This window comes from Rhizobium sp. 32-5/1 (assembly GCF_029537235.1).
Classification (GTDB): Bacteria; Pseudomonadota; Alphaproteobacteria; order Rhizobiales; family Rhizobiaceae; genus Pararhizobium.
In genome coordinates, this window is record NZ_CP120639.1 from 525,287 (window position 1) to 549,572 (window position 24,286).

General features: G+C 59.5%; 21 protein-coding genes and 5 pseudogenes. 11 read left to right on the forward strand and 15 right to left on the reverse strand.

The genetic code is table 11. From position 1 onward, the window contains the following. Positions 1-66 precede the first annotated feature (66 nt). The 14 genes and pseudogenes from P6U16_RS24155 to P6U16_RS24220 all read right to left on the reverse strand — a co-directional run bounded on the left by P6U16_RS24155 (position 67) and on the right by P6U16_RS24220 (position 14,208). The gene (locus P6U16_RS24155) at positions 67-1,053 is read right to left on the reverse strand and encodes an MBL fold metallo-hydrolase (protein WP_277704778.1); all 987 of its coding nucleotides are present in this window, start codon (positions 1,051-1,053) and stop codon (positions 67-69) included. Between the two features lie 119 nt (positions 1,054-1,172). Then, positions 1,173-1,886 carry an alpha/beta hydrolase gene (locus P6U16_RS24160; protein ID WP_277704779.1) on the reverse strand — a complete coding sequence of 238 codons (714 nt, stop codon included), beginning with the start codon at positions 1,884-1,886 and terminating at the stop codon, positions 1,173-1,175. A gap of 911 nt (positions 1,887-2,797) precedes the next feature. Further along, the gene (locus tag P6U16_RS24165) at positions 2,798-3,733 is read right to left on the reverse strand and encodes a sugar-binding domain-containing protein (protein WP_277704780.1); all 936 of its coding nucleotides are present in this window, start codon (positions 3,731-3,733) and stop codon (positions 2,798-2,800) included. Positions 3,734-3,739: 6 nt separating this feature from the next. Next, positions 3,740-4,177: an FGGY-family carbohydrate kinase gene (locus P6U16_RS24170; protein ID WP_349017753.1), complete on the reverse strand. Its 438-nt coding sequence runs from the start codon at positions 4,175-4,177 to the stop codon at positions 3,740-3,742. Beyond that, positions 4,090-4,518: an FGGY-family carbohydrate kinase gene (locus P6U16_RS24175; protein ID WP_277704781.1), complete on the reverse strand. Its 429-nt coding sequence runs from the start codon at positions 4,516-4,518 to the stop codon at positions 4,090-4,092. Before P6U16_RS24175 ends, P6U16_RS24170 begins: the two co-directional genes overlap by 88 nt. Then, a complete protein-coding gene (locus P6U16_RS24180; protein WP_277704782.1) occupies positions 4,497-5,249 on the reverse strand; it encodes an FGGY family carbohydrate kinase in 753 nt (250 codons plus the stop codon). Before P6U16_RS24180 ends, P6U16_RS24175 begins: the two co-directional genes overlap by 22 nt. 21 nt (positions 5,250-5,270) lie before the next feature. Further along, a pseudogene (locus P6U16_RS24185) lies at positions 5,271-6,286 on the reverse strand (galactitol-1-phosphate 5-dehydrogenase). Between the two features lie 37 nt (positions 6,287-6,323). Then, a complete protein-coding gene (locus tag P6U16_RS24190) occupies positions 6,324-7,442 on the reverse strand; it encodes a glycerol dehydrogenase (protein ID WP_277704783.1) in 1,119 nt (372 codons plus the stop codon). An 84-nt stretch (positions 7,443-7,526) separates the two neighbouring features. After that, on the reverse strand, positions 7,527-8,285 hold the full coding sequence (locus tag P6U16_RS24195; protein ID WP_277704784.1) for an SDR family oxidoreductase: 759 nt from the start codon (positions 8,283-8,285) through the stop codon (positions 7,527-7,529). Between the two features lie 44 nt (positions 8,286-8,329). Then, on the reverse strand, positions 8,330-9,103 hold the full coding sequence (locus P6U16_RS24200) for an SDR family oxidoreductase (protein ID WP_277704785.1): 774 nt from the start codon (positions 9,101-9,103) through the stop codon (positions 8,330-8,332). Positions 9,104-9,109: 6 nt separating this feature from the next. Continuing rightward, entirely contained in the window at positions 9,110-10,630 is a 1,521-nt protein-coding gene (locus P6U16_RS24205; RefSeq protein ID WP_277704786.1) for an FGGY family carbohydrate kinase, read from the reverse strand. A gap of 20 nt (positions 10,631-10,650) precedes the next feature. Then, positions 10,651-11,645, reverse strand: a pseudogene (locus P6U16_RS24210) (ABC transporter permease). After that, positions 11,645-13,152 (reverse strand): annotated as a pseudogene (locus tag P6U16_RS24215) (sugar ABC transporter ATP-binding protein). The pseudogenes P6U16_RS24210 and P6U16_RS24215 overlap by 1 nt, the downstream one beginning before the upstream one ends. An 89-nt stretch (positions 13,153-13,241) precedes the next feature. Next, a pseudogene (locus tag P6U16_RS24220) lies at positions 13,242-14,208 on the reverse strand (substrate-binding domain-containing protein). 257 nt (positions 14,209-14,465) lie between these two features. On the opposite strand from P6U16_RS24220, the gene P6U16_RS24225 reads away from it, so the two are divergent. From P6U16_RS24225 to P6U16_RS24250, 6 genes are read left to right on the forward strand one after another with little or no spacing between them, the layout of a single operon-like run. After that, entirely contained in the window at positions 14,466-15,092 is a 627-nt protein-coding gene (locus P6U16_RS24225) for a glucose-6-phosphate isomerase (protein ID WP_277704787.1), read from the forward strand. Positions 15,093-15,114: 22 nt separating this feature from the next. Beyond that, on the forward strand, positions 15,115-16,068 hold the full coding sequence (locus P6U16_RS24230; protein ID WP_277704788.1) for a shikimate dehydrogenase: 954 nt from the start codon (positions 15,115-15,117) through the stop codon (positions 16,066-16,068). Between the two features lie 3 nt (positions 16,069-16,071). Then, positions 16,072-16,728: an NAD(P)-dependent oxidoreductase gene (locus P6U16_RS24235; protein ID WP_277704789.1), complete on the forward strand. Its 657-nt coding sequence runs from the start codon at positions 16,072-16,074 to the stop codon at positions 16,726-16,728. A 28-nt stretch (positions 16,729-16,756) separates the two neighbouring features. Beyond that, a complete protein-coding gene (locus tag P6U16_RS24240) occupies positions 16,757-17,011 on the forward strand; it encodes an NAD(P)-dependent oxidoreductase (protein ID WP_277704810.1) in 255 nt (84 codons plus the stop codon). Between the two features lie 19 nt (positions 17,012-17,030). Next, positions 17,031-17,885 (forward strand): MBL fold metallo-hydrolase, encoded by an 855-nt coding sequence (locus tag P6U16_RS24245; RefSeq protein ID WP_277704790.1) that lies wholly within the window; start codon positions 17,031-17,033, stop codon positions 17,883-17,885. Positions 17,886-17,907: 22 nt separating this feature from the next. Next, the gene (locus P6U16_RS24250; protein WP_277704811.1) at positions 17,908-18,801 is read left to right on the forward strand and encodes an SIS domain-containing protein; all 894 of its coding nucleotides are present in this window, start codon (positions 17,908-17,910) and stop codon (positions 18,799-18,801) included. Positions 18,802-18,928: 127 nt separating this feature from the next. Here P6U16_RS24250 and P6U16_RS24255 read toward each other — a convergent pair. After that, positions 18,929-19,160, reverse strand: a pseudogene (locus P6U16_RS24255) (transposase); the annotation flags it as partial. A 307-nt stretch (positions 19,161-19,467) separates the two neighbouring features. On the opposite strand from P6U16_RS24255, the gene P6U16_RS24260 reads away from it, so the two are divergent. From P6U16_RS24260 to ggt, 5 genes are all read left to right on the forward strand, one after another. Continuing rightward, entirely contained in the window at positions 19,468-20,139 is a 672-nt protein-coding gene (locus tag P6U16_RS24260; protein ID WP_277704035.1) for a GntR family transcriptional regulator, read from the forward strand. 93 nt (positions 20,140-20,232) lie between these two features. Continuing rightward, on the forward strand, positions 20,233-21,084 hold the full coding sequence (locus tag P6U16_RS24265; RefSeq protein ID WP_277704036.1) for a transporter substrate-binding domain-containing protein: 852 nt from the start codon (positions 20,233-20,235) through the stop codon (positions 21,082-21,084). A gap of 73 nt (positions 21,085-21,157) precedes the next feature. After that, positions 21,158-21,871, forward strand: a complete 714-nt coding sequence (locus P6U16_RS24270; protein ID WP_277704037.1) for an ABC transporter permease subunit — start codon at positions 21,158-21,160, stop codon at positions 21,869-21,871. Then, on the forward strand, positions 21,868-22,560 hold the full coding sequence (locus P6U16_RS24275) for an ABC transporter permease (protein ID WP_277704038.1): 693 nt from the start codon (positions 21,868-21,870) through the stop codon (positions 22,558-22,560). Before P6U16_RS24270 ends, P6U16_RS24275 begins: the two co-directional genes overlap by 4 nt. A gap of 38 nt (positions 22,561-22,598) precedes the next feature. After that, positions 22,599-24,194, forward strand: a complete 1,596-nt coding sequence (ggt, locus tag P6U16_RS24280) for a gamma-glutamyltransferase (RefSeq protein WP_277704039.1) — start codon at positions 22,599-22,601, stop codon at positions 24,192-24,194. Positions 24,195-24,286: the final 92 nt, after the last annotated feature.

Genomic DNA, 24,286 nt, shown 5'->3' on the forward strand with positions numbered 1-24,286 from the left:
GCCCGCATCAGTGGAGAATGCGGGCCTTAATCTGTCTTCAGGTGGCCAAATCCTTCGGCTAAAGTATCAGTCTTGCAAGGCCCAGTCGGCTACTTCCCAGCGCATCTGACCCCGATCGGAGACCACGCGACCAAGACCTGGGAACGGCATGTGTGTCGCAGCGATTAGGGCACCTTCCGAGGCAGCTTGTGGGAAGAAGCGATCGCGCATGGCTTTCGCAGCAGCCTGATCTTGTTCGAACAGGAAGAAGACGTCCGTCGCAGCCGGATGGACGACCGGGAAAATCATGTCGGAAACCATGATCAGGCTCTTGCCGCCATCCTCGATGCGGACGCCGATATGGCCAGGCGTATGGCCGGTCAGGTCGACAATCGAGACGCCGGGAACGATCTCACGCTCTCCGTCGATCGCTTGCAGCTTCGGATAGAGGCGTACCACCTCTTCAGCCATCTTGAAGCTGGGCTGCAGGAAATCAGGCGCTCCATTGCGCTTAGCCCGGTCGGTCCAGTGCTTGACGTCACGGCGATCTATATAGACCTCAGCATCCGGGTAATTGTTCTTACCGCCGAGAACCAAACCGCCCATGTGGTCCTGGTGCATGTGGGTCACGACAACGGCATCGATCTGGCTCGGCTTCAGACCGAGCGTGGCCAGCGCCTGCGGGAGATGCCCGGTTTCCCCGATAGAACCTGCAGCGCCGGCATCGATCAGGATGCGTTGCTTACCGTCTTCAACGAGGTATTGATTGAACAGAAAACGTACCCCGCTGGGTCTAGCCGTAAATTGGGCCTTTGCGGCCTTTTCCACTTCCGGGGCTGAGCGTCCCGGGAAATAGTTGTATGGCATATCGGCACACCCGTCCGTCAGCGCCGTCACCGTAAATCGGCCGATGCGAATCTGTGCAAACGGCGTTGTTGCGACCGGGGCTCCGGCAGCTTGGGATGTCGCAGCCTCGGCAGTCAAGTCGCTGAGCAGACTTCCGCCGAAAAGGGTTCCTCCCACGAGACCAAGAGGCAGGGCGCTCGCGAAGGCGCGGCGTGAAAGCTGAGGCATGCCATTCTCCTCTGATTGAGTCGCTGATGTTTTTGATGCCTGTGAAGATCTCGGCATTAGAAAGTTGCGCATGGCTTCCCCAGTCGGTGATTGATGTAGACAGCAGTTGACACTCGGTATCAGTTTTGCTGTTTCGGCTTTGCGGCTGTTCTGATGAGCGCTGCGACTTCGTCAGGGTGGGACAGCATTACCGCGTGGCTGCTGCGAACCTCTACGACCGCGGCCCCTGCGCGAGCGGCCATCGCGGCCTGCGCTTGAGCGGGTATCATCCGATCTTCCGTTGCGAGCAGATAGAAGGATGGCTTGGCTTTCCATGCCGCAGAGGTGATCTTGCCCTGGACGGCTTCAAGGCCCCACGGCCTCTGGGCGGCAGCCATGAACTTCGCTTCGGCGGGGTCTATGTCGGCCGAGAATGAGGCCGCAAACTTCTGCGGATCGATTTTGATGAAGCCATCCCTCGGCGGAAGGAGTGGGGCTTTTTCCGCACCGGGGACCTCTTGCGAAGCAAGGTCAAAGACGGATTCCCCGACGTCGGGAACGAAAGCTGCCAGATAAACGAGAGCCAGGACCTTTTCTTCGCTCCCGGCTTCCGTAATCACGGCGCCACCATAGGAATGTCCGACGAGCACAACTGGATGTTTCGCCTCGGCAATCACGCTTTTGGTGCGCTCAACATCCTGATCGAAGGTTACGGCAGAGTTCTGAACAACGAGAACCTGATAGCCTTCCTCCGACAAGGTGTCATAGACCTTTCGCCAACCGGAGGCATCCACGAACGCGCCGTGCACGAGCACTACTGAAACGGATTCGGTTAGAGGACGAGAAGTAGCCATTGCGCGAGCTCCCGGGTTACACGATTTGACCGATCTGTCCGCGAAAGCTCAGCATTGAGTTTTAAGCGGATATAGCATTGGCTTCGATGAGTGTGATGTCGCACGGGCAATGCCGGCGTGCCCCACTCGCTTGAAGGCCATTTGTAGGGCTGATGAGGCCAACTCTCAATTGAGACATTGGTCCCCTCCGACTAGACGAAGGGACTGCTGAAATAGACGTTGGTCTATAATCTCAGCTAACCTAATATCTCGGAACAGCGTAATTTTCAGCCCCGCATCAGCATTACAGCCAGCACCGGGGCAGACCCAAAACACACTGACGCGAGATCGTGTCCCGCTGCGTGTTTTAACTTCGCCGTGACTTCCGAACGGAGCCGAAAATTGATCAGGGATCAAGATCCTCGCGAGCGAGCAGCGCAGATGTGGGACATTGCTGCAAGGTCGCGGCCTGGGAAGGGGCACGCCGTCGCCAATGCTGAGACGCACTGAACCGTCCTAACCTATCTCCGAAGGAGATCGCGGCAACAGCGGGCGGCACGGGCAGCCAAATTGCCGGCCACAGCGAGACGTGGCTGACGGCATCCCATCTGGCTGCCGAGACCAACAAGCGGTTTAAGATGGGTTACGCGGCAGATTTGGGGCGGACAAATCCTTCCTCAGCATGTGAAATAGCTGAACGTCCGCCTTGAGCGGAATCGAACCATCGACCCCTGCCTCGGATCTCGCTCAGCAATTGAAATCTCTTCGATTAGGGCAAGTGGCGTCGGGGTTCTGTTGCTGGCTTTTCACCGGATTTGCAACCTGGATGATCATATCACAGATCTGGGACGGAGATGGGCAGGCAGGTTAACCTGACGACACCCTGCTGCTCATGACCGCCAATGCGGTTGCCTCGTCGGTAATGACGACATTCACATATTTTGCACGCAGGCACGACAGGACTGCGTCGCGTTTTCCAGACCGGCGGCAATTCCGATGGAAAGCACCCGGCTGCGGCATGATTCCAGACTGATTCCGATCGTGCGCGCATTGAGTTCGGGATCGACGATGTTCCCCTCGGCATCGATATATCGGCTAAGGATATCACCGACGGCACCGTTGCGTTTGAGCTGCTCATGCTGTTGCAGCGATACATATCCTGACTGGATCAAAACGGAGTCTTGCACCATCGCGCCGATGCCGAAGCAGATCACCGGGACACGCGCCGCAAAATCCAGAACTGCCGCAATGGTCGGGTCGTGTTCCAGTGCCTCCTTGGTCGAGGCATGTCCGAAGACAGCCGGCACGGGCAGCAGGGTTGCGATGCCCTTTCCAGCGCTGGCGAACAATTCGGCGACGTTGTTTGTCTGGGGTCCGGAGTAGCGCACATTCATGGAGCCATTGAGCAGCACGACTTCGACGCCCTCATTCCAATAGGGCGGCAGGCGGCGGGCGACCGCGGTCATCGTGCGTCCCCAGGAGATGCCGATTGCCGGAATCTTCCCGAGTCCGGAGAGATACTGCCCCGCCGCCCGCGCGACACTATCAAGAACCAGCGCCGAATCCTGATCGCCACCGCTTGGCACGATCACGGCTTCCTTGATTCCGAAAGCGGCCTCGAACCTGCTTTCGAGACCCGGCAGGCGCGGCGTATGCGGCACGATCTCGATGCGGACGAGCCCCGTTTCCTTGGCCTCCGTCAGAAGGCGCCTTGCCTGCCAGCGTGTCAGCCCCAGCTCTATCGACAAGTCGCTCATGGTCATGTCGAGATGGTAGTAACGCTTGGCAACCTGGATCATCAGTTGTTCGCGCTGCTCGGGGGTCAGGGAACGGAACTGAATCTCACGGTCCAGACGGTCAGGTTTCATGGCCAACTATCCCTTCAACTGGCCCGTTGCCAAGCGCCGGGATTGCGGCGTCAACAGTTCCGTCGCCTCCAGATATTCGCCAAGCAGCTGTTGATAGGTTGCGTGGGCCATCATGTCGGGATCGATCATGACAGTCTCCTGCCGCACCGCGTCCGCCGCGGCAAACAGATCGGCGACGAGGCCGGAACCAGCCGCGGCGGCGGCGGCGGCGCCGATGATCGTCAGATTTGCCTCCTTCGGAAGCTCGACCGGTATACCGATGGCATCCACCGTCGCCTGCAGCCACAGCCTGTTCTTGGCATAACCGCCCGATGAAACGATGCGCTCGACTGGCACGTTGAGATCATGTACCCGCTTCAGCACGTTGGCGGACGCCAGCGCCACCCCTTCGATTGCCGATCGGTACATGCTGGCACGATCGTGTCCCAATGACAGACCGATGATGGCCCCCGAAGCAGCGGCTCGCGATAGGGCGTCCGGTTGCCCATGAAATAATCGAGCGTCAGAAGACCGGTGCCACCCACCGGTATTGCTGCTGCCCTTTCCCGCAACGCCGCGCGACCATCAGCGTCAAGCTCGAAGAGGTTCTTTTCGAACCATGTCAACACCGAACCGGCCGACACCTGGCCAGCCTCCACAAGCCAGTGATCATCGACCAACGCATGGGGATAAGGTCCCCAAAAACCCTGCATCGGCCGCTGCACATCAAGCTGAAACAACTGGACGACGGAGGTGCCGCCGATCATCAGCATCTCGCCCGGCTTTATCGTGCCCGCGCCGAGCATACCGATATGCGCGTCGATCCCCCTTGGGATAGGACCGGCCGGTCGGAAAGACCGAGATGCGCCCGAGCGCTTTCGCTGATCCGGTCGATCGGGGCACCAACGGCAAAAATCTCTGGCGGAAGCTTGTCTTCTAGCCCTGCGACGCCAAACTCCGCGTAAAGCTCAACCGGAAAGCGTTGCCGGACAGAATCATAGTTCCATTTGCAGGTGGCATTCATGCGCGAGCCGACCCAGCCACCGGTTAGCATGAAATTGATATAGTCCAGGCATTCGCAGAGGATATCAGCTTCGTCGTAGATGTGCCGCTCATGGCCGGCCAGCCACATCGCCTTGGAGATCAACCACTCCGATGCGTTGGCGCCACCGACATAGTCCATGACTGGATTCTTCGAGGCGCTGCTGCGGTCGGCCTCGGCAGCTGCACGGCAGTCCATCCACAGCAGCGCTGATCGCAACGGTGTCCCATCGCGCTTACAAGCGACAACGGTCGAGGCCGTGGTGGCCACGCAGATGCCGGCGATTTCGGGCATATCCAGTGTTTGCATCAATGCCCGGGAGGCCCGGCCCAGCGCGCGCCACCAGTCGAGCGGTGATTGTTCCGCCCAGCCGGGACGCGGATAGACCGTTTCATAAGGCTCCTCGCTCTCTCCCAGCATTCGACGATTTTCGAGGTCGAAGATGCCAACCCGAACGCCGCCCGTGCCAAAATCAAGACCGAGGAGATAAGCCATGCAAATGCTCCGATGCTTCTGTTAAGGGCGGAACATGATCTTCGAGAAGAATTCGGTCTTGTTCTTGATCTTATCGAACATGGCGGGCAGTTCCTCCAGGGAAGCTCATGCGTGATCATGAATTCCCACCTCAGCCTGCTAGTGGCGAGCATGTCAAGCGTGACCGTCCATTGCTTGCCTGGATAGGGCGCACCGAAGGAATTCCATGCCCCGTGCAAGGAAACTTCCTGACGCAGGAAATGCTGGAACGTCTTGTTTTCCAACGTCACGTCGGCGACCGGAATGCCGATGAACACGACATGGCCACCCGGTGCTGCAAGTTTTGCCGCAGTATTGATCGAAGAATTGTGGCCAGCCGCCTCGACGATGATGTCGTATTTCATATCCGCAGGGATGGTGTCCGTGACGAGGAAGGTGTGCTCGGCACCCGCCTCCCGCGCCTGGGCCAGTTTTTCCTCCGACACGTCGATGGCGACGACTTCGGAACAGCCCATGAGTTTCATCCACTGGATGGCAAACAGGCCGATCGGGCCGCAACCGATCACGGCACCACGCTGGCCGGCAGTGGGCGGAGCCTTCCAGATGGCATGCAGCGCAATGGATGCCGGGTCGATCATGGCTGTCGCTCGCGGATCCATGCCCTTGGGCGCGCGCAGCAGATTGCCCACGGGTACGGCGACGAATTCGGTATAGGCGCCATCGCGGCGCGAGCCGAAATAGTCATAGTCGCGGCATCGGGAGAAGTTCCCCGTCAGGCATTGGTCGCAGGCATAACATGGCAGCATCGGCGGCACGCCCATCAGCTCGCCGATCGAGAAGCCCTCCACGCCCTCGCCGATTTCCGTAATGTGGCCGGAAAATTCGTGGCCACAAACAATCGGCATCTTGTGGGCCCCCTTGATCAGCATGCGGGGAATATCGGAACCACAGACCCCGACAGCGGCGACCTTAAGCATGACATGGCCCGGTTTCAGCTTTGGTTTAGGGATATCTTCAAGACGAATATCGCCGGGAGAGTACATGACCGCTGCGCGCATTTGGCTGTTCCTGTCTTCTAACAAAATATGCAGCGCTTCAGAGCTGCTGGGTAAAGGCATCGGTAGCAATGATCGCGTCGCGAACAATGGCAACGGATAGGGGAACGGCGACCTTCCATGTCGGCGACCTCGGCAACAGCGCCGCCTCCGCCACCCGCTCGATATCGGCCTTGCTTGCGGAAGCCAGATTGAGATCGGCAAGCCGCGTCGGCAGTCCCAAACTGCGGCAGAAAAGGGCCATTTCGCTGACTTCGGCGAGAGGCCGGCCTTCGAGCATCAAGAGGCACAGGACCCCGAACGCGACCTTCTCGCCGTGAAAGAAGGCATGCGTTTCGTCGAGCACGGTGAGGCCATCATGGATACCGTGAGCGGCGGAGACGCCGCAATTCTCAAAACCGAGGCCCGACAGCAAGGTGTTGGCTTCGATGATATTTTCGACGGCTAGGGTCAACGCGCCTTTCTCGGCAGCAAGCTTGGCGGCCAGCGCATCGCGCATCAAGACATCGTGGCAGGCCCGGGCAATGGCGATGCCGGCTGTCGGCGGCAGCATATTTGGTTTGACCAGGTTGTTTGAGTTGGAATCGAGATTGGAGCGCGCCTCGAACCAGGTCGAAAGAGCATCGCCGATACCAGAGACAAGGAAACGAACCGGCGCGTTGACAATCACCGCGCTGTCGACAATCACCATATCCGGATTGCGACCGAGCGAATGCGCCTCCTGATAAACCCCATCCTCCGTATAGCGAACGGCGACAGCACTGCACGGCGCATCGGTGGACGCAATGGTTGGCACAATGACGATCCTGGTTGCTGTCGCGATAGCCGCCATCTTGGCGGTATCGGCCGTCTTCCCGCCGCCGATACCGACGACGACCTGCGCTCCAGATGCCTTCACCAGGCCGGTGATCCGGTCGATTTCGGCGCTTGAACATTCGCCGTTGAAGCGTTCGATCTGAAAGATGAGGCCAGAGGCTTCCATCGTCGTTTTCAGGACGTCGCCATACTGGTTCACGACAAAGGGATCGGCGAGCAGAAAGGCCCGCGAGCCCAACTGCGCGACATGCTCGCCAAGCCGCGCAATTTCCCCGGCGCGCTGAATATATTTGTTCGGCCCGCCATAGGACCGGCCACCCAGATTCCCCTTATCGTCCGCCACTGAAATCTCCTTCCCACTCACAAAAGTGGAGAAACGTGTTGATATCGACCCGTGGCCTGCTTCCAGCGGAGCACACGCCCATCATCACCAGCCGCCGTTTACGTACCCGCCATCCACGGGCAGCGTTGTGCCGGTGACATAAAGTGCTGCAGGGGATGCAAGGAACAGGCATGTTCCAACGAGATCATCGACCGAGCCCCAGCGCTTGAGGGCGGTCCTGTGTTCGATCTTGCCTGCCAGTTCTGGCACCGACCAGATGTCTTGGGTCATCGATGTCTTGTGATAGCCGGGCGCGACGGCATTAACCCGGATACCGTCCGGTCCGAACTTGTGGGCCAAGGCGCGCGTGAGGCCGACGATGCCGGTTTTGGAAGCGCAATAGGCCGGCACCCTGTCATCGGCGAGGTAGGACAACATGGATGCGGTGTTGATGATGGCGCCCTTGGATACCTTCAAGAGCGGATACGACGCCATGGCCAGCCGCATGGCGCTGTTCATATTGACGTCAATCACCTCCAGATAGGCGTCCTCGTTGAACTCCTCGTCGGGTTTGACGATACCTGCAGCATTGATCAGCACGGACAGCGAACCGAGCGACGGCACGAATGCATCAATTGCCGAGCGGTCCCTGACATCGAGTTTTTCGAAACGAATTGCCGACAGGGCCGGGTCCTTGCGGGCGCGGTCGATTTTGTCCTGTGATGTGCCGGTTGCCACCACCTGCGCGCCCATGCCTGCAAAGCCCTGGGCAATCGCCAGGCCGATACCGCTGGTCGCGCCAGAGACAAGTACCGTCTGGCCGGCGTAGAGATCCTTACGGAACGTATCCAGTATGCCTTGCATGCGCATTTCCTCCTGAGTTTTCTTTTTCTGTCGCCGGCGTCGATCTACCAGAGCGTATAGCCGCCATCGGCCGCGACGATCGAACCGGTCATCAAGCTCGATGCGTCCGACGCCAGGAACAAAATGACGGCCGCGATTTCCGGCGGCTGGCCCATGCGGTTCATCGGCGTATTGCCGACCCAGTGCTTCATCATCTCCGGATCGTCATAAACGTAGCGGGTGAGGTCCGTTTCGATATAGGTCGGAGCCACCGCATTGACGCGGATGTTGCGGGTCGCCCATTCCGCCGCAAGTGACCGTGTCAAATGGTGGACCCCGGCTTTGGAGGCATTATACTGCGCCTGTTCCTGGGGACGGTTGACGATATCGGCCGACATCGAACCGACATTGACGATATTGCCGCCACCCTGATCGATCATCGCCTTGCCGAACGTGCGGCAGCACCAGAAGACGCCATTGAGATTGACGTCGATAACCTTCAGCCACGTCGGATCGTCCATGGTCTCGGCCGGGCGGTTGGAGATTGCGATGCCCGCATTGTTGACGAGGATGTCCACCCGCCCGTGCTTTTCGGTGATCGACGCATGCACGGCCTCCACCGCGCGCGGGTCGGTGACGTCGAGCACGGCGCTGTCGACCTGGCGCCCCTTCGCATTCAAGTCTGAAGCCGCCTGGGCTGCCGCGTCCCCGTTCATGTCGGTAATGATGACCTTGGCTCCCGCCTCGCTCAGCGCGTCCGCCGTGGCAAAGCCGATGCCACGGGCAGCGCCGGTGATGACGGCGGTTTTTCCCTTGAGGCTGAAAAGTTCGAGATACATAAATGCTTACTCCCCTGAGGATGGTGATACGACCAACCGGTCAAGCTCGTCATAGAGGGACTGGCTCTGGAAATAGAGCTTGTCAAAAATCGGCTGCATCCGGTGATAGCGTTCCTGCCATGCAGGGTCTGGATATATCTCCTCGGCGTATCGAACGATCCCGGTTACGGCAGCGTCCAGTGTGGAATATTGCCCCGTGGCAACCGCGCCCATCACGGCGCAGCCCAGGATTCCGCATTCCTGCTCCACCGGCACGACGATCGGCACGCCGTAGGTGCTTGCCTTGACGCGCAACCAGAGTTCGGTCTTGGCGCCGCCGCCCGACGCGATGACGCGCTCAATTTTCTGACCGGCCGCCTTTTCCATCATCCTCAAATGCCGTGCCCCAGCAAACGCCACACCTTCCAAAATTGCCCGGTTGATATGGGACAGCGTATGGGCGGCGCCGAGCCCGAAAAACTGGGCGCGCGCATTGCGATGCGCCCCAAGTCGTTCACCGGTCAGGAAAGGCAGGAAGAACAAACCGTCTGAGCCGACGGGAGCTTGCGCCGCACGCGCCACCAATTGATCATAGCTCTCTCTGCCCTCATGCAGCGCCCGGCGCGCCCAGCGCATGGCATCGCCGCCGCTTTCAAGCAGCGCAAACGGCCCCCAGTTGCCTTCGATTGTCGCAACATTGGATATATCCGGGTCCAGCAGCGGCGCAGCTGCGATAAGGGTCAGGATGCAAGACGTGCCCGTGACATCGGAGACCAGACCGGGTCTGCACGTGCCCGAGCCCAGAAGGGCAACGGGATAGTCTGCACCACCGACCAGGACGGGTGTGCCGGCCAGAAGTCCTGTTTCCAGCGCTGCGGCCTGAGTAACAGCACCGAGAACATCCAGCGAATTGCGGATCGGCGGCAGTTTGGCTGGATCAAGGCCGAGGCGCTCTGCCATGGATTGAGACCAGGTGCGCGTGGCCGGGTTCATCAGGAACGAACAGGATGCATCGCCCTCGTCCATGGCGATTTCACCGGTCAGCCGCAGATTGATATAGTCCTTCGGCATGAGAACGAACGCTGTCCCCCGATACGCCTCGGGATCGTTATCGCGGAGCCAGGCGAGCTTGAACGCCGGCCAGGCTGGTGTTGGCGGATTGCCGCTTTCGGCAAGATAGCTTTCCGGCGCATTGGCCTTCTCGAAGTCTTCGACAAGATCGATCGTTCGCTTGTCGTTCCACAGGGGCACCAGATCACGCGTGAGATTGCCGGCATCATCGACCAGCACCGTCCCGTGCATCTGGCCGCAGGCGACCAGAACGGAAATGCGCGCCTTCGCGTCCGGTATCTGCGAAAGGACCTCGCGAATGGTGGCGACGACGCCAGACCACCAGTCGGATGGGCGCTGCTCGGCCCACCCAAACCGCGGCACGATCTGGTCGTGCTCGCGCGCGGCAATGGCAACGATCCGGCCCGCGCCATCGACAAGCGCCGCGCGCACGCTTCCTGTGCCGACATCGATAGCAAGTGTGAGCGCGGAGGTCATATGAAATGTCCCTTATCGGCTCAGCGCTTCAGCGAACCGGTGCTGTACTGAAGGAGCATGGCGATGACGATGATGGCGCCCATATAGACCTGCTGGTGATAGCCGGGGACACCCGCCAGGTTCATGATGTTGGCAATGATGCCCATGACCAGCGCACCTAGCAGCGTGTTGATCACACCGCCCTTGCCACCCATGAGGCTCGCTCCACCGATAACGACTGCCGCGATCACATTGAGCTCTGCACCGACGCCGACCTGTGCTGAGCCAACGCCCGTACGGCTGGACGAGATGATGCCCGCGACCGCCGCGAGAACGCCCGAGATCATGTAGACCGCAAGGATGTAGCGCGGCACGGCGATGCCGGAGAGACGAACTGCCTCCTCGTTTGAGCCGATGGCCGTGATGAGCCGTCCGAAGCGGGTGAAATTCAAGATGATCCCGCCCACGATGAACACGGCGAACATCAGCAACACCGGCTGCGGTATACCGAACAGGAAGCCCGAGCCAAACCGGCTGAACGCCGCTCCCGCCTCGGCCAGAGGAATTGGTCGGCCTTCGGAAATGATCAGAGACAGGCCACGGGCAATCGCCATCATCGCCAGCGACATGACGAAGGATGGAAGTTTCAGATAGGCGATAAAGCCCCTGTCACCATGCCGCAGACCGCGCCGGACAAAAGCACCATGATGATCGTGGGCATCGTGCCAAATCCCGAAATCGTGCAGAAATATCCTGTCAGCACGGAGCCCAGTGCCATGATCGAGCCGACGGAAAGGTCGATGCCGCGCGTTAGGATGACGAACAGCATGCCGACGGCCATGATACCCGCGCCTGACGCCACCTGGCGCAACACGTTGAGGATATTTCCGCGGGTCATGAAGCTGTCGGACCACAGCGTGGCAACGACGACGAGCACCAGAAAAATCGCCAGAGTGCCGAAGCGCTGGATGACGACGCGGAAGTCGACAGATCGCTTTTCGTCTCGCTGCGTGACGGGGTCTGTTGTGATGGTCATCAGTGGCTACCCTGATTTGCGGTTATGGTGCTGCCCGTCATCGACAGGCCAAGCAGGTTTTCTTCCTTGTAGTCCTTTGGCAGAAGCTCGCCGCGGATCTGGCCCTGCCCCATAGCAAGCACGCGGTCGCACAGACCGAACAGTTCCTGATGCTCCGACGAAATCACCAGCACCGCCTTGCCGTCCTCGGCGAGCTTGTTGACCAGAGCATAGATTTCGGTCTTTGCGCCCACATCAACGCCGCGGGTCGGTTCGTCGAGAATGATCACATCGCCATCCGCATGAAACCATTTGGCGAGCACAACTTTTTGCTGGTTGCCGCCCGACAGGCTCGACACGGGGGCATCGACGCTTGATGCCTTCAAACGCAGGCTCTCTCCGAGTTTGGTGACATCGGCCCGCTCCTTGCTTTGCTTTAGGAAGCCGAATGCGTTGACCACAGAAGACATCTTGGCCATCGTCGAATTGACGCGGATCGGCTTGTCGAGAATGACGCCCTGGTGTTTTCGGTCTTCCGGCACCAGTGCGATGCCGGCCTTGACGGCATCCTTGGGTGAGCGCGGCTTGAAGGTTCGGCCTTTCAGCGTGATCGTCCCACTTTCCAGCCTATCGGCTCCGAAGATGACACGGGCAACCTCTGTGCGGCCTGATCCGATCAATCCTCCCAGCCCGACAATTTCGCCGGCTCGGACGGAGAAGCTGACGTCACGCACCATGCGCCCGGCATTGAGGTTCTCGACCTTGAGCAATTCCTCCCCGATCAAGCGTTTTGCGCGCTCTGGAAACATCGTCGCGATCGGTCGGCCGACCATCATGCGGATGATGTCATCGACCTTGACGTCGCCGGTTGCAACCGTTCCGACGTTCTGTCCGTCCTTCATGACCGTCATTCGGTCGGCGATATCGAAAACCTCATCGAGTCGGTGGGAAATATAGACGACGCCGACGCCGCGATCGCGAAGACCACGAATGATCTGGTGCAGCTTCATCGCGTCCTGCGCGCCAAGCACGGCGGTCGGCTCGTCGAACACGATGATCTTGATGTCCTGCGACAAGGCCTTGGCAATTTCCACGACCTGCTGATGGGCAACCGCCAGCGACCCCGCGGTGCGACCCGGATCAATCTGGAATCCAAGCCGATCGATCAGATCCTTGGCGCGTCTGCGCAGACTTGAATGGGAAATAACACCTGGAAGTTCACCGAGGAAAATGTTCTCCGCGACGGTCAGGTCTGGTGCAAGCGCCAGTTCTTGATGGATGACGACGATACCGAGCGCTCTTGCTGCCCGCGGGTCACGAAAGATTACTGGCGCGCCGTCGATAATGACCTCCCCATGACTGGGAACCATCTCTCCGCCCAGCACGCGCATCAAGGTTGATTTTCCAGCGCCGTTCTCGCCGAGGAGTGCATGGACTTCCCCGGACGGACATCGAAATCGACGGACCGCAGCGCATGGATGCCGCCAAAGGACTTGGAGATTGACTTGAGTTGGACGAGTTCGGTCAAGGGCGCACTCCGGACTGATAGTAACGAGACGACGGCGGAACCGTCGTCTCGTCATTTACGACTTTACAGTCGTCTCGGGAGGAATCGGATCAAAAGACAGCGTCGGCGCGGTAGAACTGGTCGACGTTCTCTTTCGTAATGACGGCGGGTGTCGTCAGCTCAAGCTTCGGGGTATCGGCACCGAGTTCACCCTTGACTGCCTTGAGGCCGATATCAACGGCCGTGCGTGCGACCAGATCCGGGTCATTAAGGCCTGTCGCGCCGTATTTGCCTTCCTTGATCAACGCAAGCGCTTCCTTCTGACCATCGGCAGCGGCGAGCGCCAGCACATCGGTCTTGCCCTGGGCTTCCAAAGCCTTCATGGCGCCGAGAACCATCGAGTCATTCTCCCCGAGAACGACATTGGCATCGGGATGTGCCGTCAGCAGATCTTCCATGGCAGCAAGGCCGCCTTCGTTCGACCAGCCCCCCAGCCCTGACCGACGACTTCGAAGCTCACCTTACCATCATTCACGAGTTGGCCTTCGACCAGGCCCTTGAAGACGCCGAGACGACGATCACGGCCAACTTCATTGCCCTTATCACCGGAGAGCAGGATGATTTTCATCGGCTTGCCCTTCATGCTGTTGGCAAGCCACTGGCCCACGAGGTAGCCGTTCTGGTCGTTGGACGAGCGGACCTGAGTAACGACGTTCGCCTTGGTGCTGATGGAGGAATCCATCACCACGACCTTGACCCCTGCCGCCGTTGCGGCATCGGCTGCAGAGACGAGGCCTTCAGGATCGCGCGGATTGAGGATCAGAAGGTTAACCCCTTTGGCGACCATATCCTCGACGTCGGCAATCTGTTTGGACATATCGTTCTGGCCATCGGCAGTGGTCACCTCGCAGCCGGCCTTCTTGGCCTGATCTTCAGCGGCAGCAACCTGAGCCGCGAAATAGGGGCCCCCAGCGTGTACATGGCGATACCGACCTTGCAGTCGGCGGCATTGGCTGCGCCGATCGCCGCGACATTCATCGCAACAGCGAGCACACATCCCGACAGTGTAATCTTCATGGTTTCTCTCCTCCGATTTCCATGACAACGGAAGCAGCGGGGCCTCCTTTTTGTAGTTAAAATACATTTCTTTATTCCGTCAAGCGGTATTTTCTTCCCATATTTGACCAGTTTGCACATTTGTACAGGATACCGCGGCGCAATATGCGTGTTTTGCGCTGCGACAGCGCCCGCAGTCAAAAATTTTCTCAATCCGGGTTGCTCCGCCATTCTTATTATGTAGTATTACTACAGTTTCTGTTTTGGGAGTGATACGCATGGCCCTGTTCGAGCCGGGTGTTGGGTATGTTGATATTTCATCCGGTCAGCTGAAAGGCGCGACCAACCGATATGTGAAAACATTCAACGATCTCGAAGGTCTGTACTGCGATATGCAGGCATTTCAGGCGCTGGCATCAGAGCGCGGAAATGAGGTCGCGTATGAGGTGACGGACTTCAAGGCGTCCAGCAATCCCGGTGATATCATCATCGGGGTGACCCGCATGGAGCCCGGCAGGGTCGGCGACGAATACTACATGACGCGGGGCCATATCCATGCACGCCCCAATCGGCCCGAAATGTATTATGGCGAAAGCGGGCTGGGCGTCATGCTTTTGGAATCGCCGGACGGACAGGTTCGGACGATCGAAATCGGCCCGCGCACGATGTGCTACGTGCCGCCCTTCTGGATTCACCGGTCCGTCAATGTTGGCCGCGAACCTCTGGTCATGACCTTCTCCTATCCCGCCGACTCAGGGCAGGACTACGACATCATCGCCAAGGCCGGAGGAATGCGCAGCCGGATCGTCGATGATGGTCAAGGCGGCTGGAAGACGATCGACAATACGGGATACCGCGCGCGGCCGCAGACGCTGGTCGACAGCATCATGGCCATGCTTGATTGATCGTGCGGCCAGGAGAGATAGAATGACGGACTATGCCCCCGCCACCCAGCCAACGCTCTATTTTATCGGCGTGACGACGGCCAAGAGCTCGATCATGTCGGTGTTTCCGGCATGGGCAGATTATCTTGGCCTCGAGAATTCAGTGATCCGCGGCATCGATTTTCCGCTGCATGACGCGCCTGAGGCTTACAGGGAAGCGGTGGCCTTCATTCGCGATGACCCGATGTCGCTGGGTGCCTTGGTCACCACGCACAAGATCGACCTTTTCAATGCCTGCAAGGACATGTTCGGCGAGATTGATCCGCATGCCCGCCTGATGGAAGAAACGAGCTGCATTTCCAAACGGAACGGCAAGCTTGTGTGTCACGCCAAGGATCCGATCTCTTCGGGCTTGGCGCTCGATGCATTTTTGCCCGACGGCTACTTCGAGAGGACGGGTGCCGAACTGTTTTCGATCGGTGCCGGCGGATCGACCATCGCGTTGACTTGGCACATGATGCACAGCCGCCGCGCCGGTGACAGGCCGTCCCGTATCGTCGTGTCTAACCGTAGCCAGCACCGTATCCACGACATCAGGCGGATCCACCGCGCGATGGGCACCACCCTGCCCGTGGATTATGTGCTTGCCCCGCAACCGCCCGACAATGACGCGATCGTCGCCTCGCTCACACCCGCCTCCGTCGTGATCAACGCCACGGGCCTTGGCAAGGATGCCCCGGGATCACCGCTCTCGGATGCTGTCCGTTTCCCACCCAAGTCCGTGGTCTGGGACCTCAATTATCGCGGCGATCTGATCTTCCTGGATCAGGCACGTGCACGGCAGCCTATCGCGGACCTACAGATCGAGGATGGCTGGATCTACTTCATCCATGGCTGGACGCAGGTGATCTCGGAAGTGTTTCACATCGATATCCCTCCAAGCGGAGCGCGATTCGACGAGATCTCGAAGATCGCGCTGAATGTCACGAGAGGATAGATCATGGCGCTGAAAATCCTCATCACGCCACGCTCTTTGACGGAGGCGCCGCATCCGGCCGTGGAAGCGATGATCGGTCACGGTCTCGACGTCGTGTACGCCACCCCCGGCCAATTGCCATCCGAGGCAGAATTGCTGCAACTGGTCCCGGAAGTGACCGGCTGGCTGGCGGGTGTCGAACCGGTCTCGCCGCGGGTGATCGCCTCGGCCCCCAAGCTGCGGGTCGTAAGCCGTAACGGGACAGGTCTCGACAATCTCCCGCTGGCCGACCTGAAGGCGCGGGGTATCATGGTGCGGACGGCCGAGGGCGCCAATGCGCGCGGCGTCGCGGAACTGGCGATTGCCATGATCTTTTCCGCACTTCGTCATCTGCCCTATACGGACCAGGGGTTGAAGGCGGGACACTGGCCGCGACGACGTGGTATCGAGTTTTTCGGCCGCACGGTCGGCGTAATCGGCGCTGGCGCGGTCGGCGGCACCGTGGCGCGCCTTGCCGTTGCCATGGGCGCAAAGGTGCTGGCATTCGACCCGGCCCGGCCCGAGCTTGGAATAGCCCCCTCACATTTCCGATGGGCGACCCATGAAGAAATTTTTCGGCAAGCCGATATCCTGACGCTGCATTGCCCCCGATCGCGATGGCCGTCGGCTGGTCAACGCTGACGTTCTGAAGACAGTCAAACCGGGGCTAATCCTCGTAAACACCGCACGCGCCTCACTGGTCGATGAACTAGCCCTGGCGACGGCGCTCGATGAGAAGCGGCTGCAGACCTATTGCGTCGATGTGTTCGATCCCGAGCCGCCGGTCCACCCCGGCCTCGCCTCGAGACCCGACGTGATCGCGAGTTCGCACATTGGCGGGTATACTGAAGAAAGCGTCGATCGCGCCACCGAGATGGCAATCTCAAACCTGCTGTCAGCGCTCGGTCTGGAGCAGTCTGCATAGGCGGTCTAGGGACAAAGCAATGACCGTTTTGAAGCAAATCCCCTTCGAAGGCCCGCTCGCAAGACGGTTGGCTCAACCTCGGCCTCAAGGCGTATCGTTGTTTTGGCTGGGGCAGGCGGGCTTTATTATCGATGCCAAGGGAAGGCGGATCGTCGTTGATCCCTATCTATCGGATTCGCTTGCCGTCAAATATTGCGGCGGTGCCTATTCCCATGCCCGGATGGCATCCGCGCCTGTGACAGCTGATGAACTCGGTGCGGTGGATCTCGTCTTGTGCACGCATCATCACACTGACCACATGGACGGAGAGACATTGGAGCGCCTGGCAACGCGCTTGCCTCACCTCAAATTCGTCGTTCCTGCCGCATCAGGCCCGCTTGCTCGCCAACGCATTGGGGTCACCGGCGGACGCTTGATCGAAGTCGATGCCGGCGAGAGCGTGACCCTGCCCGGGTTCAGGCTTCAGGTCATGCGCGCTGCCCACGAAACCCTGGAGCGAGACGACAACGGCCGCCACCGCTTCCTTGGTTACGGCCTGGATTTCGGCACCGTGCGGATCTTGCATTCCGGCGATACCGTTCCTTTTGAAGGCCAGGACGACGAGATTGCGGCATTTGCTCCGGATCTTGCGTTGCTGCCGGTCAATGGCCGCTCGGAGCGGCTGAAATCGGCCGGCTTTGCCGGCAATCTGACGCTTTCGGAAGCGATGTCTCTGTGCCAGCGCTGCGGTGTCCCCGTCATGATCGCGCATCATCACGGGATGTTCGCTTTCAACACGCTGGCACCTGACGTGATCGATGCTGCTGCTGCGCAAGCCCCTGCCGCACTTGTTCGGGCCAGAGAGGGAATGGAGTTTCGTCTTGACGGCGCCTAAGCTGGAATGGCAGAAATCGCCCATGGCATTTGAAGACCTAGCGGCCCGCAATTCTGGGCAGAATATTCTCGAGATCGTGCGGCATGCGCTGCCGAAATTGCGCAAATCAGAGCGCAAGGTTGCCAATCGCGTTCTGGAAGACCCAAACCGTATCCTCAATGCGGCGCTTGCAGAGGCAGCCGCCCTTTCCGATGTCAGCGAACCGACTGTGATCCGTTTCTGCGTCGCCATTGGCTGCACCGGATATCAGGAATTCAAGCTCAAGCTCGCCCATAGCCTGGCACTCGGCACGACCGCTACACATTCCGTGCTCAGCAAGGACGATACGACGACGGAGCTGGTCGAGAAGATATTCGGCTACACGATGACCAGCCTGGATTGGGCGCGCAGTCACCTCAATACCGATGCGCTGGGTCAAGCGATTGCCCTTCTGAGCCAGGCGCGCAGCATCGAGTTCTTCGGCCTTGGTGCATCCGGTATCGTGGCGCTCGACGCGCAGCAGAAATTTCCGCTGTTCGGGGTGCCCTGCGGCGCTCAGTCCGACACGCACCAACAATTGATGACCGCCTCGATGATGCAGGCCGGCGATGTTGCCGTGATTTTCTCCAATACGGGCCATACGATAGCGATGATCGAAGTTGCCGAGATCGCGCGCAAGGGCGGGGCCCAGGTGATTGGCATCTCCGGTTCACGGGCTCCGTTGCTTGATCATTGCGATGTCGCCATACTCGTCGAAACGCTCGATAACACGGATATCTACACGCCAACCATTTCGCGCATCGCTGCCCTCGTCGTCGTCGACATTCTCTGCTCGGCCGTGGGCTTGCGCCGCGATGACGAGCACGGCCAGCGCTTCGAGAACATGAAGCAACTGCTGCGCAACCAGCGGATCGACGGCCCTAAGAGGCCTGCTTAATCGTCGAGGCTAAATGAAGTTAAAGGGCTACGGCCAAAATTGGCATGCGCGCTTCCTTTACGCAGCTTGCAGGCACGCGATCGGCTTCGGTTCTGAGTTGCCGTTTTGCATTTAATCGGAGTCTCCCTCAATTTCTGTGATTCGGTGGCAAGATTCTCGCCCTCACCAGCTTTGGGCCGGCGCGACCGTACATTGCTCGCTTCAGCATCTTGAGACGGTTGATCTGGCCTTCGGCTTAACCGTTGCTCCAAGGGCGTTCGATCGCATTTTACGGAATCAATATCACGACGCAGAACGCGGGCGAAACGCATGATGGCCGTTAGCTCGGTATCGATGGCATCGTCGATCCTTTCATCCAAGGCTTGCGAGCTGCTGCTGCGGAAGATGCTGTTGAAGCGGTATTGCCAGCTTGTTTGAGCTTTCTGCCGCAGAAATGACCGCCTGAGCCCAGTCAAATCGCTCCCGAGCACCTTGCTTCAAACAACTTGGCAAAACCGGGAATACTGCTTCGACATAGATTGGGAGCACTCGGATCATCTGATCATTCAGCCAGAACCGGGCGGCAACTGGTCCGCATCGCAGCCGGGAACGCCTAATCAAGAAAGCACTTGACGCCATTTGAATGTAGTGGTTGGATAATTGGATACAAAAATCCAGCAGGTGAAAATGTCAGGTTCTTTTGCCACCAGCGTGCATCTCGCTTCAACTGCGGAGCAGGAGGCTTATCTCCATCTGCAGCAGGCCTTGCGCATCGGCCGGTACAAGCCCGGCGACCGCCTGATTCCCGAGGAGATCGCATCTGAAATCGGCATGAGCCGCATGCCGGTTCGCGAGGCATTTCGCCGCCTTGCAGCCGATGGACTGGTGACATTGCGCCCCAATCGAGGGTGCGTGGTCGCAGGCCTCACGCTGGATGAAATCCATGAGATTTTCGAGATTCGCTCCGTTCTGGAGGGACTGGCTGTACGGCTTGCTACACCGAAGATGACGACCGAAATCTTCGAAGAACTTGAACGGCTGCTCGACCGCATGGAGCGTGCCGGAAAGTCCGGCAGCAATGACTGGGTCCTTCGTCATCAGGAATTTCACGCAATCATCTTCAATCTGAGCGAGCGCCCAAAGCTCATCCGCCAGATCACGGCCCTGCACGTCGCCATCGAACCTTACATGCGCATCTGGTTCGACTACGTCAACAAGCCACTCTCGGCACGCGAGGAGCATCAGACGCTCATTGACGCCTTACGCTCCGGCGATCCTAGCCACGCGGAAACGGTCATGCAGGAACACATAATAGCAACCCCGAACTTGCTGGCGGACTACGCCAGTCCAAGACGGTAAAGTCGCTCGATCAATTGTCCGCAGCCGGAGGAGACATCCGGCACGGGCGGGGAACCGCCGTCACAAAACGGCTCAACACGAAGAGGAAATGTCATGACGATTCGTCGCATGGCCGCGCTTGCGGCTGCTCTCACCACACTGACCTTCGGCCCGACGGCATATGCCCAGAGCGCGCCGACAGAAATCAAGATTGCGACCGAGGGCGCCTATGCTCCCTGGAATTTCACGAATGCCAAGGGTGAGCTCGACGGCCTCGAGATCGAGCTCGCGAATGATCTCTGCGCCCGGATGAAGATCAAGTGCACAATCGTCGCGCAGGATTGGGACGGCCTCATCCCCTCGCTGACCGTCGGAAAATTCGACGTCATCATGGCCGGCATGTTCATCACACCGAAGCGTCTAGAGACGATCGACTTCACGCAACCTTATGCGGTGGACCCGGGTGGCTTTGCGGTTGCCAAGGACAGCGAGCTTGGAAAGCTCGGCCTGTCGACCGAGCGTTTCGACATGAGCAAAGAAGCCGAAGCGACAACGGCTATCGAAAAGCTGAAGCCGATGCTCAAGGGCAAGATCGTCGGCGTTCAGGCGGCCACAACCATGCTGGACTTCGTCAAGAAGTACTTCGGCGACACGGTTGAAGTCCGTGAATACAAGACGACCGAGCAGCACGACCTCGACCTGGCTGCCGGCCGCATCGATGCCATTTTTGCTCAGCAGACGGCGCTTGCGGCAACGCTCACCAAGCCGGAATTTGGCGACTACACCGTTGCCGGCCCCGGCTTCGTCGGCGGCCTCTTCGGTATGGGCACGGGTGCGGGTCTGCGGAAGGAAGACACCAAGCTCAAAGACATGCTGAACGCCGCCATCGACGCCGCCATTGCCGATGGCACGATCAAGCGCATTTCTGAGAAATGGGTCGGCACAGACGTCACCCCGGTCAAGTAACCCACGGCGGACCGATGCAGCCGGAGTTCCCGCAACTCCGGCTGCAGGAATGACATAAAGGGGTTTCGCCTGCATGCTTGAAAAACTGTATCTGCTCGGTTTCGCCGAAGGCGGCTGGGGCACAGCCCTGCTCGGCGCAGCGGGAGTGACCGTTTTGCTATCGATGCTGGGCTTTCTGCTCGGAGCCGTATTCGGGGCCGTTGGCGCGAGCGGCGGGCTGTCCTCCAGACGACTGCCAAAAACCCTCGCCTCGGTTTACGGCACCATTTTTCGCGGTGTTCCGGATCTTCTCACCATCTACCTCTTCTACTACGGCGGCAGCGTGGCTCTCACAGCGATTGCCAATGCCTTCGGCTCGGGCGGGTTTGTCGGCCTTCCCTCGCTTGCGACCGGCATCATCGCCATCGGCATAATCTCGGGCGCCTATCAGGCTGAAGTCTATCGCGGCGCCTATCTCGCCGTCGAGCAGGGACAGTTCGATGCTGCAAAAGCGCTGGCGCTGTCACGCGTCCAGATGCTTCGGCTCGTGATCATTCCGCAACTCCTGCGCCACGCGATCCCCGGCCTCAGCAATGTCTGGCAGTTGGTCCTCAAGGATTCGGCTCTGATCTCCGTGATCGGCCTGGTCGAACTGATGCGTCAGTCACAGATCGGTGCGGGCTCCACGCGCGAACCCTTCCTGTTCTACATAGCCGCGGCAGCCCTTTATTTCGTCATCGCTGGCATAACCGGTCAAATCTTCCGCCGTGCAGAGACCCGCACATCTCGGGGGATCTTGCATCTATGATCGACGTCGGCTTCTTCCTGGAAATTGTCCCGCAACTTCTCTCCGGCGTCCCGCTCACCCTTAAGTTGGCCGGCACCTCCATTCTGCTCGGCTTTGCCCTGGCGCTACTGCTGGCCCTTGCTCAACAGGGCGAACATCGCCTGGTGGTCTGGCCGATCCGCACCTTCGTTGCCGTGTTTCGCGGTACGCCGCTGCTCGTCCAGATCTTCTTGATCTATTACGGCCTCGGCCAGTTCCGCCCCTCTCTGCAGGCGATCGGGCTCTGGGGACTGTTTCGCGAACCCTACTGGTGCGCAATCCTGGCGCTGACCTTGAATACTGCCGCCTATGGCAGTGAGATCCTGCGCGGCGCGATCAGGAACGTTCCGCGAGGACTGGGGGAAGCGGCCCAGGCGCTCGGCATGACGCGCCTCTTGACACTTCGGCTGGTGATCCTTCCCATCGCACTTCGCCAGGCAATTCCGGCCTATGGCAATGAAATCATCCTGATGGTGAAGGGCACCTCGCTTGCCTCGATCGTCACGTTGCTGGAGGTGACCGGAATCGCCCGGAACCTCATTTCCGAAAGCTATCGCGCGATCGAGGTCTTCCTGGCTGCCGGCACGATATACCTTTTCCTGAACTTCCTGATTGTCCGGGCACTTGCCCACCTGGAAGTCCGCATGACGCCATACCGGTCCCGGAGTTGAAGACCGGCGCAATTGAGAATACGAGGAGATTGACAAGGATGCGCAATTTCGAGAAGCCGACGCGGTCGGTGGCCGTGTCGGCCAAGGCCATGGCGGCGACGTCCCACCCCTATGCCACGCTGACGGCAGTCAACATCCTGCAGGCTGGCGGCAACGCAATGGATGCAGCGATTGCTGCCTGCGCCGTTCAGTGCGTGGTCGAACCCGGCTCCACGGGCATCGGTGGCGATTGTTTCGCCCTTTATGCTCCGAAGGGCGGCGAGCGCGTGCTGGCCTATAACGGCTCCGGCCGGACCCCGAAGGCGCTCACAATCGACTGGTTCGAAGAGCGCGGTCTGACCGAAGTTCCGCGTCAGTCGCCCTCCGCCGTCACCATTCCAGGTGCGATCGATGCCTGGACCCGCCTACATGCCGATTATGGTCGCCTGTCGCTCGCAGACGTTCTGGCACCTGCCATTCGTTATGCCGATGAAGGTTATGCCATCACGCCCCGCGTTCATCGCGACTGGGTGAAGGAAGAGGCCCTTCTCTCGACCGATAAGGCGGCAGCCGACATCTTCCTGCCGGGCGGCCGGGCGCCACGGATTGGTGAAATGCACCGCCAGCCGAAACTCGCTGCCACGCTTCGCAAGATCGCGGCCGAAGGTCGCGATGGCTTTTACACCGGTTCTGTTGCCGAAGACATGGTGGCGCATTTGAACGCCCATGGCGGCCTGCACACGCTTGATGACTTTGCCACGGCCAAGGGTGAGTATGTTGACCCGGTGACCACCACGTTCCGCGGCCATACCGTGCACGAATGCCCGCCGAATGGTCAGGGCATCATCGCTCTTCTCATTCTCAACATTCTCTCTTGCTTCGACAATACGCTCGAACCTCAGTCGGCGGACCGGCTGCACCTCGAGATCGAAGCGACCCGCCTCGCCTATGCCGCCCGCGATGCCTGGATAGCCGATCCGGCCAATGCAAACGTCCCGATCGATCAACTGCTTTCAACCGACTTCGCGCGCGGACTGGCCGAGAAGATTGATTTCACCCGAGCACTCACAGAGCTGCCCGACTTCGAGATGCCGCTGCATCGCGACACGGTCTACATCTCGATCATCGACGAAGATCGCAATGCAGTCAGCTTCATCAACTCGATCTTCGACAGCTTCGGAACCGGGCTTGTCGCACCGGAGTCGGGCGTGATCCTGCACAATCGTGGCCAGAGTTTCTCGCTGACACGCGGGCATCCCAACATGATCGCCCCGGAAAAGCGACCTCTCCACACCATCATCCCCGGCATGATGACCCGGAACGGGCGCACGGAAATGTCCTTCGGCGTGATGGGCGGCTACTATCAGGCCATGGGCCATGCGCATCTCATCTCCAAGGTCGTTGATTACGGGATGGACATTCAGGACGCGATCGACCTTCCGCGCCTGATCCCCGTCGGCGGCAAGAACCCGCGTGTCGAGGCGGAGCATACGGTCCCAGTTGAAATCCAAGCCGAACTCATCCGCCGAGGCTTCGAGATCGTGCCCGCAGAAGATCCGATCGGCGGCGCACAGGTCGTGTACATCGACTGGGAGAACGGCACCCTGACGGGCGCATCGGAGTCGCGCAAGGATGGGATCGCCCTTGGATACTGACGACGGTTGCGCAGAAACGCCGGCAAGATAAGGCCGCACCAGCACGATGTTGGCGCGGCCTTACCTTCGACTGCATTGAAACAATCACACCA